Below are 17,536 nucleotides of genomic sequence, written 5' to 3' on the forward strand. Positions count from 1 at the left end.
GATGTACGCCTCTATTTTAATTTGCTGTACTATTCCACATATTCGTACTTTTCATTAAAAACCCGCACTTGATTTCGACCAGCTCTTTTGGCAGCATAAAGTGCTTCATCAGCTTTATGAAGAAGTTGATGGATTGTTTCCTCCACAGCTCCTGTCGTTACGGATACCCCAAAACTAGAGGTAATCGTTACCAATTTTTCATTTTCAACTAGAGGCTTCTGTTCAATGCAAAATCTAAGGTAATTAGCGAAGTTTTCCCCTTCCGCTAGTGTATAACCAGGTAAAGCGAGTACAAATTCTTCACCACCATATCTAGCAAATAGTATATGTTCTCCCATCTCAGCCTTACATATTTGAGCCACATGTACTAGCATTTGATCTCCGGTTTGATGCCCATAAGTGTCGTTCACTTTTTTGAAAAAATCAATATCAAATAGAATAATCACAAAGGATGATAATTCACCCTTTGCTTTCATTAAGCTTTGCTCACTTTTCTGGAAAAAGGCACGACGATTGTATATTTGTGTAAGATCATCATAATAGGCTTGATGCTCTAACTTTTGTTGTAATGTATGTAGCTCTGTTATATCCGTAAATATAATTAGTAAGCCAGAGTTATTATTAGATTGTTGAAGCATAGAAATACGTAGCTGATATATATAATTACCTTGATGAATCGTAACATTCAATTTATCTGAGATCGTATCTAATTGAACAGGGAATGATTGATCCGTTAGCATATACCAAACTTGATCAAATGGCTGCCCTAACGTTGATCGATCCAATTCACTAAACATACTTTTACAAGCTTGATTATATTCGATTAATTGATAGGTATCATTAAGCACAATGACACCATCGTTCATACTATTAAAGATCGTTTCCTTTGCAATTGGCATTATTGATAACATTCGAGAGGAGGTAATAGACCAAAGGTACAAAACAGAAGAAAACCAAATAACCATGGGTACAGGATCGATACCATCGGGTGTCACTCCTATGAATAATAAAAATGCAGTCATTATTGGAAGCAGTTGACCGCAGATGAGGGCAAATAATTGAGATCGATATACACTAACGGTTTCCTTCCAGCGTGAAAGCAGCAATAAGAGCGCAGCTAACATACAACAGAAAATGTAAATATTATGTACGGCAAACCATGCCCCATACTCAATCTCACTATATGGAGCCCCAAGCACCGAATGGATATCATATATTCTATAGTAAAAATGATGGGATTCATTAGTTACATTGATGAGAAAAGTAATACAAGGGATTGTAAGTAGTGCGATTATTCTTTTTCTCGTTATTTTATAACCCAAATATTGCATGACAAACATTAATCCTAACGGAGGGAAAAATGGCATCCCTGCATACTGTACAATATTCCAAAATCTAAGCTGTTCTAACGAAGTCGATGTTAAGCTAAAGGCATAACCAAAGCAATAAATCATTGAAGTTAATGTATTCCACATGAACAAATTAGCGATATTTGTATAATAATGTCTCCTCCAATAAGTAAAGACAAGTATAGACAAATTCAGAACAGCCGAAGTACAAACTAATGTTATATATGCTGCTAGCTTCGAATCCAATAGGTATACCCACTTTCATACAATACATATATTTACGTTAACACGATTAATATAAGATGTTGATTTGTTCCTTGAACCATTTACAGGATTCCGTCCACATCACTATTATGTCTGTACTACCCACATCGTATTGATTATTGCTTCATGAAATAGATTGTTTTTAACTTAGCATGACACTCATGACAGTAGCAACACATTTAGCCAATCAGTAATGCTATGATTACTATTTCGTCTATACCGATCACCAAATAGTTAGTACAACATTACGTAATTCATCACTTCTATTGCATTGCAAACAAGTACCCATCGATTGGATGGGTACTTGTTTTTATTTCTAATTATAAAGGCTTCCCCATGTACGACATAAGTCAACTAAATCCATTTAGAATTTTGTGAAGCGCTTGCAGATCTATTCGTATTGTACAGAACGTGCAAGTGCCGCAACAGAGCCGCGAAAATCAGGTCTGCCGTCATCCGTCCACAACAGCTCCGCTACAAATGTATGGCGATTCGGATCGTATAGCGGATCTCCTGCAATATGCTTATACGTTCTTGCGTGGAACACAAACAGCGTCTTCTCGCCAGTCTCTGACACCGTGAAACTATTATGACCAGGACCATACATCGAGATGCTCTCATCAGTCGTGAGAACCGGTACTTTCGACTTGCGCCATGAGGCAGCATCGAGCAAATCCGAGTCCGCATCGGCTTCAAGCAAGCCCATGCAATAATTGAAATCAGTAGCGCTAGCAGAGTAAGTGAGGAATACCCGATTATCTTTGCGAACAAATGCCGCGCCTTCGTTCACTTTATACCCGATGATCTCCCAGTCATATTCGGGCATCGTAATCATCGTTTGCGCCCCAATCAACGTCCACGGATTGCTCATTTTAGATATGTAGAGATTAGAGTTGCCTTCGATTTCCGGATCCTTTTGTGCCCATACGTAATAGAGGCTACCATTGTGCTCAAAGGTAGTGGCATCGAGGGAGAAGCTTTCCCAAGCGGTACGAACCTGTCCTCTTTCCGTCCAGCTGCCTTCGAGCGGATTTGCATTTTCATTCTCCAGTACATACATCCGATGGTCGAACAAGCCTTCTGTAGTTTCCGACGTATGCGCGGCAGCGAAATATACGTACCATTTTCCATCAATAAAATGCAGCTCTGGCGCCCAAATATTGGCACTAAGAATGCCAGTCTCTCTCTTTCTCCAGATCACTACAGGAGCTGATGTAATAAGCCCTACAAGGTCCTGTGCCCTACGGATTTCAATCCGATTATACTCTGGAACCGAGGCCACGAAATAATAATAACCATCTGAATGTCGGCATATAAAAGGATCAGCTCGTTGCTCGATCAATGGTTTAATGACGCGTAACTCCTCTTGTTGGACTCCCATCTTATCACCTATTTCATAAGTAATAGATACTAACCTTTAACAGCACCCGCAGTCATACCATCAATGAAATATTTCTGGAAAGCGATAAACAATATGAAGATTGGAATGATGGAGAAGAAGGAGCCCACGATCAGAAGGTCATAGTTATTCCCATAAGGAGTTAACAATGTTTTTAAACCGATTGGCAGTGTATATTTATTTTGATCTCCCAACACCATGAATGGCCACAATAGATTATTCCAGCTATTCATACCATTCAGAATGGCCATTGCCGCAAAGGAAGGCTTCATAATCGGCATAATCACTCTGAAATATATCGCATATTCGTTTGCTCCATCAACTCGCCCAGATTGAATAATTTCTTTTGGTATGCTTCTGAGATATTGCCTAAAGAAGAATATCGTCCCGGCATTAGCTATACCCGGCAGAATGATTGCCGAATAGCTATTCACCATTTGCAAATCATTTATTAAGCTGTACAAAGGAACCAGCAATATTTCAAATGGCACCATCATAATGAGCAACACACATATAAAGAGGAAGTTCTTACCTTTGAAATCATACGCTGCAAAACCATATGCAACAAAAGCGCTTACAAACAGTGTTAAAGCAACCTGAATGATTGTTAACGTCATACTGTTCCAAAACCATACAAAATAATCATGTTGTCCAGTGAATAAATAGATAAAATTATCAAAACTCATTATTTCAAAATTCAAACTTAAGTTAAGACCATATCTTATTAAAGCTTCACCTGGTTTAAAGGAAGAGAGGGCCACTGCATAGAATGGAACCATAATTATAACGAATAGTATAATAAAGGTACTAATTATGACTATTCTAGCAATTACGTTGTTCTTCATCTGACTAGTGCCCATTTTAATCCTCCTCCTTTTTGAACATTCCACTAAATTTCAACTGCGTTAAATTGATAATCATAGCAATGACTAATAGAACGATACCAACTGCTGCAGCGTAACCGAGCTTATTCTTCTCAATTCCTTGTCTATACAAATATCCGACTATAGTTAGGCCAATATTTTTCGGTGAATTGTTACCGTTAAACATCATTAAGCTCTCGGTAAACATTGCCAAACCTGCATAAACACTAATTGTCGTAACATATATCGTGGTCGGCTTCAATAATGGCATTGTAATCGATCTGAACTTCTGCCAAGCAGATGCCCCGTCAATTGAAGCAGCCTCATAATAATCATTGTCAATGTTTTTCAAACCAGATAGATAGTACAGCATATTAACACCTGTCCATCGCCAACATGCAAGAATTAATAGTGCAGCCATACTCCATTCTGCATCTTTCAAGAATTTAGTAGGCTCTACACCAAATAGACCTAGAAAACTGTTCATTAATGAACCATCCATTTCGCCGAATGTTAGGCGAAAAATAGTACCCGCCACTGCGACAGATGTCAATGCAGGAAGAAAGAACGAAGATTTAAAAAACTCCCTCCCCAGCATTAACTTACTGTTTATCATAACTGCAAATAACATTGGGAAAGGGATTAACAGCACTAAGGTTCCTAGCATGTATACAACGCTATTTTTAATAGCCGTCAAAAACACTTTATCTGTGAATAACTTCGAATAATTCGCTTCACCAACCCATTTTGGATCCTGTCCCAACATCCTATCTTGAAAACTCATTACGAATGAATTTACAAGTGGATAAGACCAGAATATCAAGAATATGATTATGAATGGCAACACAAATACATAAGGTGCAACCTTTTGAGAGTATACAAATTTCTTTATCATAATCCCACTCTCCCTTGACTATGACTAAACCTGTCGAGCACCATTCTTGCCGACAGGCTTAATCATAACCATTTACTTATTATTTTTATTTCAATTCTTGTTCAATTGCTGCCTGTGCTTCATCGAGAGCTTCCTTCACGTCTTGGCCATCTTCAAAGATCGCATTCAGAGTAACCGTATTGAGCACATTGCCGATCGTCGGTGAAGCTTTTACGGATTTGATAGCTCTAATTTCGTCTTTGATTTCATTCAAAGTATCAAATGCATTTGTTTTAAAATACTGGACGTATTCGTTATCAGGGTTTTTCGTTACAGCCTCATCTTTCCATACTTCCATATTGATTGGGTCAAATCCAAGTGTATTCCAGATTTCAGTAGTAGCTTCTTTCGAAAGCTTAGCAAAAGCTACAAACTCTTTTGCCAACTGAACGTCTTTACCAGTCTTAGTAACAACTGTGCCAGTACCGCCTAAGCCAACGGAACGAGGATTACCTTCTTCGAATACAGGCAATGGAGCAATTGCATACTTACCTTTAAGGTCCTTCATTTCGTTTACAAAGCGGGACATGTACCACTCAGGCATCAATGCGCTTGCGTAGTTGCCTTTGTTGTATTCGCCTTTTGCTTCTTCTGTGTCGGGTTGTCCGCCTGGGATCGTATGAATAACATTATTCTTCTGCAGGTCAACTAACATTTCAAATGCTTTAATCATCTCAGGGGAGTTAACTTTTGGATTGCCATTTTCATCTGTAAAATCAGCGTTTTGCTGAGCAAGTAACAGCGAGGCTTGCCACGTAGCGGATGTATCAGCAGTACCTAAGTACTTACCAGTCTTTTCATAAACCTTGATACCTGCTTGATTGTAATCTTCCCAAGTTTTGATCATCTTGTAGTCAACACCTGCTTGTTCGAGAATTTCCGTGTTGTAGAAAGCAAGCGTAGCACCTACGTGATAATCAAAGCCATAAACCTGGTCAGCTTTGGAGTAAATATCGACACGTGAGGGAACGACAACGTCTTTGTATGGTGCAAATACATCATTCAAAGATTCCAGTGGAACGTTGTCCCCTTCCAAGAATTTAGGGAACTGACCAAGCTCGATATCCGCAATATCAGGAGCACCTTTTCCACTTGTAACTGCCAATAAGAGCTTGTTGTGCATATCATCATAAGGCATAACCGTTACATTCAACTTAATCTGTTTGTCTGGATTCTGTTGGTTCCATAACCCCAGCATTTTATCCAAATGCTTGCCATGCAAATCTACGAATGTCCAAAATGACATTTCTGTTGCATTCTCACCGGCATCAGCGCCTAACTGCTGTGTTTCCGTTGATGAACTGGAAGACTTACTACATGCCGACAAAACTAGTGACATCATAAGGATTGTAACGATGGAGATTAATGTAATGCGTTTTTTCATTTGTTCGTCATCCTCTCTTTTTTTGTTACTCATTTGAGATGCTGGGTGACTGGTCACTTCTGTTAATTTAAGCGGTTTCAATACGTCTCGTTACCAACCTTCTTAACATGATTCTAACCTTTTAATGAAAAGACACCTTCGTAATAAATTTCCTAATTCTGTATTGTAAGCGCTTTATAAATTGCATTATAATATATACGTAATATATTTTATATAACCAATTGATTATAAAAATCATTAAATTTTAAGGGAGATGTACTTATTTGAAAAAGCTGGTGCTCTACAAGCAAATTCAAGAAGATATTGTACAGAAAATTAAATCTGGGCAGCTTCGGCCAACGGACCGCGTCCCTTCTGAACAAGAATTAATGGACGAATTCAAAGTAAGTAAAATAACCGTCAAAAACGCCTTAACCCAGCTAGCTGACGAAGGATTAATTATACGCGTACAAGGCAAAGGCACATTCGTCTCTTCTAGTCTTGATATTTCTAGCATTGATTCTCCATTATCTCCACACAGCGCGTCGTCCTTGCCGCTCATCGGCTTCATTATTCCGACGATGGTAACCCGTGTCATTCAGAAGCTCGTCGACTACACGGAACAATTCCTGTCTGAAGCTGGCCTCAGCATGGTACTAAGCATCACGCGAGAGTCCTCCTCTATCGAATCGAACGCCATTCGTACACTAACGGGGCTCGGTGTGAAGGGACTGATCGTTTTTCCAACAGAAGATGAGAAGTACAACGAATCACTACTGCGTCTGTCGCTCGATAAATTCCCATGTGTGTTCATCGACCGCTACCTGCGCAACATTGAGACATACACGATTACATCAGACAATTACGGCGGTGCGTATAAGGCTGTCTCTCATTTGCTATCCAAGGGTCATCATCAGATTGCGCTCATCTCACCTGAGAATGCCAATACAGCCATCGAGGATCGCACGCTCGGCTTCGAGAAGGCGTACACAGATCGAGGTATATCAATCGACAAGAGCTTGTGGTGTCACATCCCTCTCGACATTCTACGCGGTAAGCAAGCATTGGACTATGTAAGCGACTTCTTGCAGGGGCATAGTGGAATTTCGGCAGCTTTCTCCTTAACCGAAGAAACCGCACGCCTTACATCGGCCGCTATCAGCCGTCTCAACAATCACTCAAATATCGATTTGCTATCTTTCGATAATCCACATCTTTCATTCGTAGCTTATGTACAACAGGATGAACAGGAAATGGCACGTACAGCCGTAAAGCTGTTACTTGAACAAATAGAGAATATATATTCACCTAAGAATGCCGTCATTCCCGTGCAGCTCATCTTCCCCTAACTATTTCATTGGACTTTATCGACACTCTAGGAGCACCTTCAGTAGAAGTTGTCTTCTTTTGCGTTCCAGCGCATAGAGTATAACAATATATCATAAAGGTGCTAGCGGCCAAAACGGGAGATTCGCTCCACTTTGTTACGAAAACCGCTGATTCATACGGATGAAACCGATCTTCGGGTCGGGGAGTGAGTGTCAAGGAATCTCAGAGCATGATAATCATGAAGGAATATTCAAATGTCTCCAGGAACTCAATGAGGAAATAAATATGAAAATGTTTATATGAGCAAATAATTTTCTAGGCGCTGGATGGAGTAAGATCGAGTAGGGATGACATGCCGAGTGTACCGACTTGTACATCGACCGAGCCCCCACCATAGTAGATTGTAAGATATTCATACTGATTTGAGACCATATTTTATTCACGTTTTGTAGCCAACTATTTGTAGAATCTTTATAGTGATTATCGCCGCTGTAGCTTGCAGGAATAGTGTGATTACCAACCGTAAGATCTGACACCTCATAGACCGCTAGTCCCCTAGCATACAGTCCCTAACTCTACTTTTCCGCCATAAAAAGTGATAGTCCCGCTAGGAACAAACGACTTACAGAGGGAACTTCTGCTATAAACGAGACCGTCTTTCCATAATCCGAAAAAAAGTCTTTTCGTTCTACTTGTGGTACGGTTCATCGCACTATCTGTAACGGCAAGTTATAAGGCCATCCCTTTCGGGATGGCCTTTCCTGTAAACGTGGTTACTCGAGTACTCTGTCATTTTTAATTGAATTTCTTTTAATTAGTAGTCTCTAGTAATCTGGAAACAATTGTTGCAAACTCTGCTCTAGTAATATCTTTTTCAGGCTTAAATGTACTGTCTGCGTATCCTGTAATAATATTATTGGATGCGAGTGCATCAATGGAATCATAATACCATGCATTTCTTGTAACATCTTTGAATGATGTGTTTCCAGTACCTGTTAGCTTAAAAGCTCGAGTGATTAGTGCCGCTAATTCACCACGACTAATCTTCTCATCTGGACGGAAGCTTCCGTCACTATATCCGTTCATCAAGCCTGATCTAGCAGCTGCACCAATAAACTTATTCGCCCAATGAGTTGGAGATACATCTATAAAGTTACTTTCTTGTCCTTCAAGTTTCATGTGCGTTGCAATTACCTTGATGGCTTCCGCACGAGTCAAACCTGAATTTGGACGGAATGTTCCATCGGAATACCCCGTCAATAATCCCTTAGCAATTAGTGCGTCAATGCTTGTTTTTGCCCAATGATTCATTGTATCTACAAAACTAACAACTTTTGGCTTATCTGCTGGTGTTATTGTTTCTGCAGGTGCCGGTGTTTCTATAGGCGTTGTTATTGCTGGAGGTGTCACTGTACCTCCTCCAGTATTTGGATGGGTTGGTCCATTATCTGTGTTTGGATCAGGATTAGTAGAGTTTGAAACGTATTGAAGTGCTGGAGCAAATGTTGTAAGTAGTCTAGCTTGACTTTGTTGCTCAAGAGCGTAGCTCATGCCTAAAACTTTTGCATCGTCCCATGCTCTACCAACCAGTTGCATAGAGATAGAATATCCGCTGTCATTCGTTCCTACAGGAACAACTACCGTAGGTAGACCCATAGTAGAGGTTAATACGCCTGTGTTACGGTCTGAACTTAATTGAGAAGCTGCTGCGTCATTGTTATATACGTCGCTAATAAAACCTGCATAAACAACAGCATCAACACCATTCGCGTCCATCCAGCCTTTGATAACTTCCTTATAGTCAGTTCTATACTTAATGTAATCTTGTACAGCCTGTTCAGTCATACGAGTTGGGGTACTGTATCCTCTTTGATTATAGATAAGCACTTTATCTGAAGCTAGTACACTTGCTCCATCAATATATGGGAAGTCCTTATGCAACTCAATATAACGTGCCCAACCTTCAGTAGATCCATTAATACCTGAAGGACGACTAGGGCCTGATGGTACAGCTGACATTTCAACCATAGTCGCACCCGCTGCTTGAAGCTCTGAGAACTTATCCATCACTGCCTGTCCAGTATCATCATCAGCATATGCAGATACAAAGGATGCAGGAATGTATCCAATTTTCTTTCCTTTCAATGCATTAACATCCAGAGAGTCCTTCCAATCCACTGGACGCTTATGATCTGCATCAGCAGTGACTGTGAAAATATCCTGTGGGTCCGTACCCGTTGTAGCATTCAATATAATGGCTAGGTCAGTTACTGTTTTAGCAATGGGACCTGCATAATCTTGTCCCCAAGTGAGTGGCAGTACACCTGTAGTACTTGCCATACCGTCTGTACCCCGGAAGCTTTTTAAGCTAGCGCCTGTAGTTGGTGCATATAGAGATACCCCTGTTTGCGATCCCATTGCTGCTGCTGCAAAATCAGCTGCAACAGATACTGCAGACCCGCCGCTTGAGCCAAAAGATGTTTTCGATGGATAGAGTGCATTCCATGTTTGCTGCCAGCCGCTTTCACTAAAGCTTCCGCTGTTAGCAAACTCAGAAGTATTTACTTTACCAATAATTACAGCTCCAGCTTCCCGCAGTTTTTTCACTTGGAATGCATCAGAATCAGGCTGCCAGCCTTCAAGAGCTTTACTGCCACCGGTAGTAGGCATATCCTTTGTATCATAAATATCTTTTATCGCAATTGGAATACCCAATAAATCACCTTTTACACCTTGTGCACGGGCATCGTCAGCAGCTTTTGCTTGGTTAAGCGCAGTTTCAGATACATGCAGGAATGCATGGAATCCCAATTGTCCCTCATCGTATACCTTGATTCTATCTAAATAGGCTTGAGTAATTTGTACAGAGGTAGTTTTGCCAGTAATCATATCCTGTTGCATTTCTGCAATTGATTTATTCTTAACATCATACGGCGATGAAGTTACTAATTCTTTAGGCGCAGGAGCATTTGGTATAACCAGATGATCTCCAGTATCAAGTCCCTCTATAGCAGATATATCCCAGTTGCTAATTGACCGAATTTGTGCGTTTGTTAATCCTGTTACATCCAGCAGACTATTAAGTCCATCTAGCATAGCAACCAGATTTTTCAACCCTTCTTCACCAGCTTCTCCAACTTGTACATAATTTACTAGGGATTTCGATTCGCCCGGCCCAATATTTAGTGAATTAATGAACCCATAGAAATTCGCTTCATTTCCATACTCAGCTAAGGGTATTGTGAATGGATCCTGTTGCTGATTACCTAGACCGGTTAATCCATTATCAAACGGCTTTGGAGATCCCACTGCAACGCCTAGCGGCTTATTGTTTTTGGCGCTACTATCTACAACAATCCATGAATCATCTGTAGTTACCTTTAGATCGCCTGAATAGGTTGCCTTAACTACTGAAGCATTTGTTGTTGTACCATATCCTAAAGAGCCACCGAATGATACATCAACTTTTATTGCCACATCATTTTTATTAGTGAAAGTATCAAAGAATCTCGTTCGATTATGAATAGTATCCACATACACCTCACGTGTTACAGTTACATTTCCTAGATTTACAGATTGAGCCGAAGTAAACTTATTAACGCCGTCATATTTCAAGTCAAACCCACGCATCATTTGACCATTCATCAGCGGAGCTGAAGGCGAGGACACTTTAACAAAGATATTGCCGAAACCTTGTACTTGTGTAGCACCAACTGTACGTAAACTTCCTGTGTCTAAGCTAGGAGCAAAAACATCTTGAATCTCCCATACTGTGCCACTTTCTGAAGTAACTCTAGTTAAAGCGTCAGCTGTTTGGAACGGAATTACACTCGTAGCAATAACAGATAACACAATTGAAGTAGCTATAAATTGCTTTTTACTCCAATTTTTTTTTGCTGGTGAATATTCAGATCGGGTGGAACCAGAATGCTCTCTTTTAGTTTCACGTAGACGTTTGAACTTATTCATGTGCGTAATCTCCTTTTCCTGTATGTATTTTATTATTTAATGTTAGGAAATATAACACTAGTATTTGTTTCAGTCAATGAATATTATAAATTTAATATATTTTGAGTTTGTGAAAAGGAAAAAACGGCTCTTTTAATTATTATGTGTAACGTATATGTAAACTATTGTGTTAAATATATTACAATTTATGATAGGTTTTGGAGTGTCTATAGGATATTGAGTATCATCATCCGGCTGCATCACCAAAAACCTTGAATTTCACTTATCTCTATGTGAATTTGACGAAATCAAAAAGAAAAGGAACAGCTAAAAATTAACGGAGAATATTATTTTTTTCATTTCATGAAAGTGGAAGATTCTATATCGGAGCATGGCATAAAGCAGAATCACTGATGATTCCAGATGCATAGCCGCAAGATCACCAATGGGCATCCTGAAAAGAGTAAAGTTTCTGCTGGGAAAGAAGCCATAAGAATAGCCAGGTAGTGTATCTGGAATAAGTGGGATTTCATTGTGGAAACCATTTTAGCGGGTGATAACGTTATAAGGCAGATGAGGATGCAAAGGAACAAGGCTTTGAAATTATTGTGTTTTATATGGGACTAGCAGATGTTCGGCTAAATATTGAATGTATTGCTCTACGTGTGAAAAACGTTAGCTATCATATTGAAACCGAGGATATTGTTAGACTCAATTTAACAAGTGTAATACTCTGACATCTCACTTAGAGTTAATTGATCAAGTAAAGTGTTATTTAAGTGGATTACCAGGATGTACACAAGAAATCAATCGGAAACTACAAATTAAATATAATGTGCAAAAGGAAACCAATTCGAATCAGAATCGATCGTAATTGGTTTATTTTTTGACATCACATCGTGCCCATAACCTCAAGAAATTCGATAACACTGGGGAGGACATGGAGGATCTGATCTCCATTGGCACCATCGGAATGATTAAAGCTATTGAGAGCTATCGTCCAAACAAAGGAACAAAGCTAGCCACATTTGCAGCACGTTGTATTGAAAACGAAATCCTGATGCACCTGTGTTCGCTCAAGAAAACACGTAAAGACGTATCCCTGCACGATCCAATTGGGACGGACAAAGAAGGTAATGAAATTACACTTATCCATATTCTTGGCTCCGAAGCTGATGATGCCATTAAAGAAGTCGATCTGAAGATCGAGAAGAGTAAAATATATCGCAACCTAGATATTCTGGATGACCGGGAGAAAGAAGTTGTGGTGGGTAGGTTTGGGCTGGATACAGGTGGAGAAGAGAGGACACAGCGGGAGATTGCTAAGGAGTTGGGGATCTCGCGGAGTTATGTTTCGAGGATAGAGAAGAGGGCGCCCATGAAGCTTTATCATGAGTTTTATAAGGCTGAGCGGTAAACTCATAATCACAAGGTAGTATCCGTTAACCGGCATACATAGAAAGCTTCAAGGACCATATTTAAATTTTTTAGAGAAGATATAGTTCAGCGAATTTTTGTATTAAACCAACTCATAAAAATACATGAGAAAGGGAGAGGGAAAATTGTTAAGTGGTGCTCTGAAGAGTACATATATCCAGTCATCTTTTGCGATTATCCTGGGGATTGGGCATATTGCATTTTGGCTGTGAAGATATTTAGCTGTTGTTGCAATTAAAAAGAAAGGTACGGAAATCTTTAGTTAAATACAACACAAAAGCTTATTAAATATAACTAGATTTGAGTATCAAGCGAAATAAAAAAACCACTTATGCTCGGAAATCCCAAGCTTGCTTAAGTGGTTAATCGTGCTTTTGAATCTTATAACAACCTTAAGTTGTCGGGTTCAATGCCCCTTGATACTCATCCATTAAATTGTCGATAATCTGCTGTACGGACAAAATCTCTTTAATCTCATGAACTCTGGACCCAGCAAAAACCAATCCGTTCTTAACATCTCCTCTAAGGGAAGTGAGCAGGGATTCCATTGTACAGAAGCGATGTGAACAAACCTTTAGACAATTATAGCATTTGACTATCTTTAATTTGGCATCATCACTGATCCGGTCCGTAAATTCATTCCGAATCGCTCTACCTTCTAGACCCACAGTAGACTTGATTAGGACAGTATCTCCTTGCTGAGCATCTACATACTTTTGCTTGAAGGCTAAGGGAGCATCACACTCAAGGCTAGCCACAAAACGGGTACCCATTTGAACACCAGATGCGCCGATCCGAAGGGCTTTTGCGATATCATCCCCTGTTAGAATTCCACCCGCAGCAATAACAGGAATCGAAACGGCCTCTAAGACTTCAGGAAGGATATCAAACATGGATCTGTCTGTACCTAAATGGCCTCCAGCTTCGAACCCTTCTACAACGACTGCGGAGGCACCAAGTCTTTCGGAAATTCGGGCTAATTTGGCGGATGAAACAATAGTTACGACAGGAGTACCATATTCTTTACCCCAAGCATAAATATCTCTAGAGATTCCGGCTCCGGAAATAATAAAGTCAACCTTTTCCTCCAAAGCAATCTTCATTTTTTCGGCAAAGTCCTTCACTGCGAATAGTACATTCACACCGATGTAGCCATTCCCTTTAGAGAGTTCTCTTGTTTTGCGAATATGCATTCTCAGCTCATCAGGAGTAATCCCTGTACCAGAGATGGTGCCGATCCCGCCTGCATTGGCTACAGCAGCGGCTAGTCCACTTAAGGATATGCCTACACCCATTCCACCTTGAATAACAGGAACTCTCGATTTAATATGTCCGAATTGGATTGTTGGAAGTTTCAATTACACACCTCTTTTGCAAGTTGTTGACATTATTAATACTCCTCTAGAGTAATAAGATATATCGTAACACAGCTAATTCTTTCCCGGATGTGACTGTAAACATGCTCAAACTATGTTAAATATCATGTCTTTCAACTGTTAAGTTGTTGATATCAAGTGAAAATTTAAGAAAACGAAGTGACTATTAAAAAAAGGACAATGAATAACAAAAAAAGAGCCATCCATCCGGTAAAACCTTCATACTTCTATCAACGCTTTTCTATCAAGAAAGTGGATTATGACATCGTATCGTGTCCACAACCTCAAGAAATTCGATAACACTGGGGAAGACATGGAGGATCTGATCTCCATCGGCACCATCGGCCTGATAAAAGCTATTGAGAGCTATCGTCCGAACAAAGGAACCAAACTAGCCACATTTGCTGCTCGTTGTATTGAAAACGAAATCCTGTTGCACCTGCGTTCGCTCAAGAAAACACGTAAAGACGTATCTCTGCACGATCCGATTGGGACAGGGAAGGTAATGAAATTACACTTATCGATATCCTTGGCTCTGAAGCTGTATCATGAGTTTTATAAGGCGAAGCGGTGAGGATATTAGATAATAACTTAAGATTCACTATAGAGTGTTTTAAAAGCGACTTGCAAAAAGGGAGTTGCTTTTTTATGTGCGCCCAGCATTGGCGATCTATAGGGTTGAAGTTCCGCATACATCGTACAAAAATGGCAGACCTTGCGGCAAGCGATAGAAGAAAGAACCTATGAACCGAGCCCTTCCCCTACATAGAATTAGAAGGAATAACGGAATCGTGCAAAAAGTAACTTTCTTTGCTAAATAAAAATATCCATCATTCTTATATAATAAAGGTGACAAGGTATCATAACAAGATGCAGGTTATTCTGTAGTAGTCCGGTATTGTACAAATGTAAGAGAAGTATATGCATGAAGAATGGTAAATCATCAATGCCCAAGAAGACTAGACGTTGTAAGGAGACTTCGGTTTCTCCCAACAAGGAGCTTGGATCAACATAAAATAACCTCCGCGAGTGAGAAGGATAGGATGGATGCATCATGAAAAGGTACGGGGCGGTCGTGATAGGCTGCGGTTATATGGGCTCTCTCCACTTGGACGCGATATCACGACAGGTGCGGGTCCGGTTGATCGGCGTGGCGGATTGGAACCGGGACAGGGCCTCCTTAGTGGCAAGCCAATACGGAGCTGAGTGTTGGAGCACGGATTACCGGGTCTTGATAGAGCGTGATGATGTGGATCTGGTCATTATCGCCACGTACCCGTCCTCCCATCTGGGGATCGCAAAAGATTGTCTCGCTGCAGGGAAGCATATCCTATGCGAGAAGCCGATGGCGGGCAATGCACGGGAAACACAGGAATTCATGAAGCTGGCCCGTGGAGCTAAAACCAAGGTGCTGATCGGTCACATCCTTCGCCATAACACTACGTACCAGGCGGTTATGAAGATGATCCGGGAGGGCGCCATCGGCTTCCCTTTGGTCATCCGGCTATCCCAATTGAAGCCCTCCAAAAATTGGGTTTCCCACTTATCCCTGCTCCGGGACGTCTCGCCGATCGTGGATTGCGGCGTCCATTATATCGATGTGATGCGTTGGGCTACAGGGGCGGACGTAGTAAGCGTCAATGGGATCGGGCAGCGTCTCTACGAAGAAGTCCCGCCGTATACTTACAATTACGGACTCATGACCCTCCGTCTGTCGGACGGCTCCATCGGCTACTTTGAGACAGGGTGGGGCAAGGGGCTTCCGACTGATAACCGGAAGGAATTTATCGGACCGGCAGGCCGGATTCGCATCATATACAAGAACGAACGACCGCGAGAGGATCAGCATCTGGGGAATCTGATCGAGGTCGAAGACTACCAGAAAGGAGCGGTCCGGCAGATCAATATGGACTTCTCCGTAAAGCCTACGGGTGCCCAGCTGGACTATTTCCTGTCCATGCTGGAGAACAACTTGCCCCCTATACCGGCAATGGAGGAAGCCTGCCGGGCGATGGAGATCGCTCTCTTAGCCGACCGGGCGATCCATGAAGGAATTACGTTACCTTGCGCGAAATAAGGGTTGACCAACATGGTGATGGTAACAGGGGATGAACCGGTGCATGGTGTACACCTGCTGAGGAATAAATTGTCCACACCCATGCAAAGTACGGCAGCCGACATCAGTCAGTCGAACTGAGGGATGTATACGGTGCCGTCGGGTACCACCCGCTGGATCATCAACGGATTGCAGGGCTAGTAAGCTCCGGAGCCATATTCCGGGAGGTTCCATTCGGCGAGGTGAAGGTAGATTTCGACGCATTGCAGGAGAACACGGATACGGGGGGATCTGACCATCGATCGGGAAGTGGGGGATGCGCCCGAGGGGATATAGAGTGTGCAGTTCCATCATCCGCCAATACAGGTAACGGCAGACGGCCGTGCGAAATTTCGGGGATCGAGACTGCGTATTGGAAAACCGGTAAGTCGCGGGTCTAAATAATCAAGTTAATTAATAGGGTTGTTTTGCTGTGTTAGCCTAGTGGGATTTCCAACCGAAGGGAATGAACCATGGAAAGAAAATTAGAAACCTTAGTGATTTCCCGCCTGATAAATCAGACGGATGTTTCAGTTACAGAAGATTTCCAGATCATTAAACAGTATCAATGGCTTAAAGGATATAACCCGGTCGTTACAGCAAGATTAAATTACAGTCAGGAGGATCTGAAGCTTCAGTTTAAGGTTTACGAACAGAATCCAATACGAACATATAGAAACATGAATGATCCTGTGTATAAGGATAGCTGCATCGAGTTCTTTTTTCAGCCTACTCCGGATTCGGACCAGCGCTATATGAATTTCGAATTTAATGCGAATGGCGCAATTCTCTTGCAGATAGGAGCGGATCGGTATGATCGCTTCCCAATCACTATCAATCCAGCACTTTTCCAAGTCCTATCCACCACGGATCAGATTAATGATAAAGGGGAAGCGTATTGGGAATTAAGCTTTTCGATCTCATGGGCATGGGTACAATCTTATTTTTCGGATTTTCGGGCAGTGCCGGGAAAAAGGATAAGAGGAAACTTTTACAAGTGCGGCGATGAAACGGTTTATCCGCACTTTGGAACATGGAGCAAAGTTCATTCGAACAAACCAGAATTTCATAGAAGCTGTGATTTTGGGATTCTGTACTTAGAGTAACTGCGAAATGCAGGTTAATGAATAACTTCCAAAGCCGCATATACGGGGTTGGAGGTTTTTTTGTCGTAGTAGA

12 protein-coding genes and 1 pseudogene are annotated in these 17,536 nt (G+C 41.2%); 6 read left to right on the forward strand and 7 right to left on the reverse strand.

Annotated features, from left to right (window positions below; genetic code table 11):
- Positions 1-29: 29 nt before the first annotated feature.
- The 5 genes from NST58_RS07910 to NST58_RS07930 form a co-directional block, all read right to left on the reverse strand.
- The gene (locus NST58_RS07910) at positions 30-1,595 is read right to left on the reverse strand and encodes a histidine kinase N-terminal 7TM domain-containing protein (RefSeq protein ID WP_076276598.1); all 1,566 of its coding nucleotides are present in this window, start codon (positions 1,593-1,595) and stop codon (positions 30-32) included.
- A 409-nt stretch (positions 1,596-2,004) separates the two neighbouring features.
- Positions 2,005-2,994 (reverse strand): family 43 glycosylhydrolase, encoded by a 990-nt coding sequence (locus NST58_RS07915; protein WP_076276597.1) that lies wholly within the window; start codon positions 2,992-2,994, stop codon positions 2,005-2,007.
- Positions 2,995-3,023: 29 nt separating this feature from the next.
- Positions 3,024-3,857: a carbohydrate ABC transporter permease gene (locus NST58_RS07920; RefSeq protein WP_076125501.1), complete on the reverse strand. Its 834-nt coding sequence runs from the start codon at positions 3,855-3,857 to the stop codon at positions 3,024-3,026.
- A 16-nt stretch (positions 3,858-3,873) separates the two neighbouring features.
- Positions 3,874-4,770: a sugar ABC transporter permease gene (locus NST58_RS07925; protein ID WP_042185833.1), complete on the reverse strand. Its 897-nt coding sequence runs from the start codon at positions 4,768-4,770 to the stop codon at positions 3,874-3,876.
- A gap of 85 nt (positions 4,771-4,855) precedes the next feature.
- A complete protein-coding gene (locus tag NST58_RS07930; protein WP_042185834.1) occupies positions 4,856-6,193 on the reverse strand; it encodes an extracellular solute-binding protein in 1,338 nt (445 codons plus the stop codon).
- Between the two features lie 263 nt (positions 6,194-6,456).
- Here NST58_RS07930 and NST58_RS07935 point away from each other — a divergent pair, with 263 nt between their 5' ends.
- Positions 6,457-7,521, forward strand: a complete 1,065-nt coding sequence (locus tag NST58_RS07935; protein WP_076219034.1) for a GntR family transcriptional regulator — start codon at positions 6,457-6,459, stop codon at positions 7,519-7,521.
- A 790-nt stretch (positions 7,522-8,311) separates the two neighbouring features.
- Here NST58_RS07935 and NST58_RS07940 read toward each other — a convergent pair.
- Positions 8,312-11,470 (reverse strand): amidase family protein, encoded by a 3,159-nt coding sequence (locus NST58_RS07940; RefSeq protein ID WP_339247182.1) that lies wholly within the window; start codon positions 11,468-11,470, stop codon positions 8,312-8,314.
- 853 nt (positions 11,471-12,323) lie between these two features.
- Between NST58_RS07940 and sigK the strand changes: the two genes are divergently transcribed.
- Positions 12,324-12,866: an RNA polymerase sporulation sigma factor SigK gene (sigK, locus tag NST58_RS07945; RefSeq protein ID WP_339247184.1), complete on the forward strand. Its 543-nt coding sequence runs from the start codon at positions 12,324-12,326 to the stop codon at positions 12,864-12,866.
- A 412-nt stretch (positions 12,867-13,278) separates the two neighbouring features.
- Here sigK and NST58_RS07950 read toward each other — a convergent pair whose 3' ends face one another.
- Positions 13,279-14,244, reverse strand: a complete 966-nt coding sequence (locus NST58_RS07950; protein WP_036675848.1) for a nitronate monooxygenase — start codon at positions 14,242-14,244, stop codon at positions 13,279-13,281.
- Between the two features lie 277 nt (positions 14,245-14,521).
- Here NST58_RS07950 and NST58_RS07955 point away from each other — a divergent pair.
- From NST58_RS07955 to NST58_RS07970, 4 genes and pseudogenes are all read left to right on the forward strand, one after another.
- A pseudogene (locus tag NST58_RS07955) lies at positions 14,522-14,805 on the forward strand (sigma factor); the annotation flags it as partial.
- A gap of 504 nt (positions 14,806-15,309) precedes the next feature.
- Positions 15,310-15,468: a hypothetical protein gene (locus tag NST58_RS07960; protein ID WP_248547758.1), complete on the forward strand. Its 159-nt coding sequence runs from the start codon at positions 15,310-15,312 to the stop codon at positions 15,466-15,468.
- A gap of 256 nt (positions 15,469-15,724) precedes the next feature.
- Positions 15,725-16,339, forward strand: a complete 615-nt coding sequence (locus NST58_RS07965) for a Gfo/Idh/MocA family oxidoreductase (protein ID WP_339248755.1) — start codon at positions 15,725-15,727, stop codon at positions 16,337-16,339.
- 491 nt (positions 16,340-16,830) lie between these two features.
- The gene (locus NST58_RS07970; protein ID WP_076098916.1) at positions 16,831-17,463 is read left to right on the forward strand and encodes a carbohydrate-binding family 9-like protein; all 633 of its coding nucleotides are present in this window, start codon (positions 16,831-16,833) and stop codon (positions 17,461-17,463) included.
- The last annotated feature ends 73 nt before the right edge of the window (positions 17,464-17,536 follow it).

Source organism: Paenibacillus sp. FSL R10-2796, assembly GCF_037965315.1.
GTDB lineage: Bacteria > Bacillota > Bacilli > Paenibacillales > Paenibacillaceae > Paenibacillus_AQ > Paenibacillus_AQ odorifer.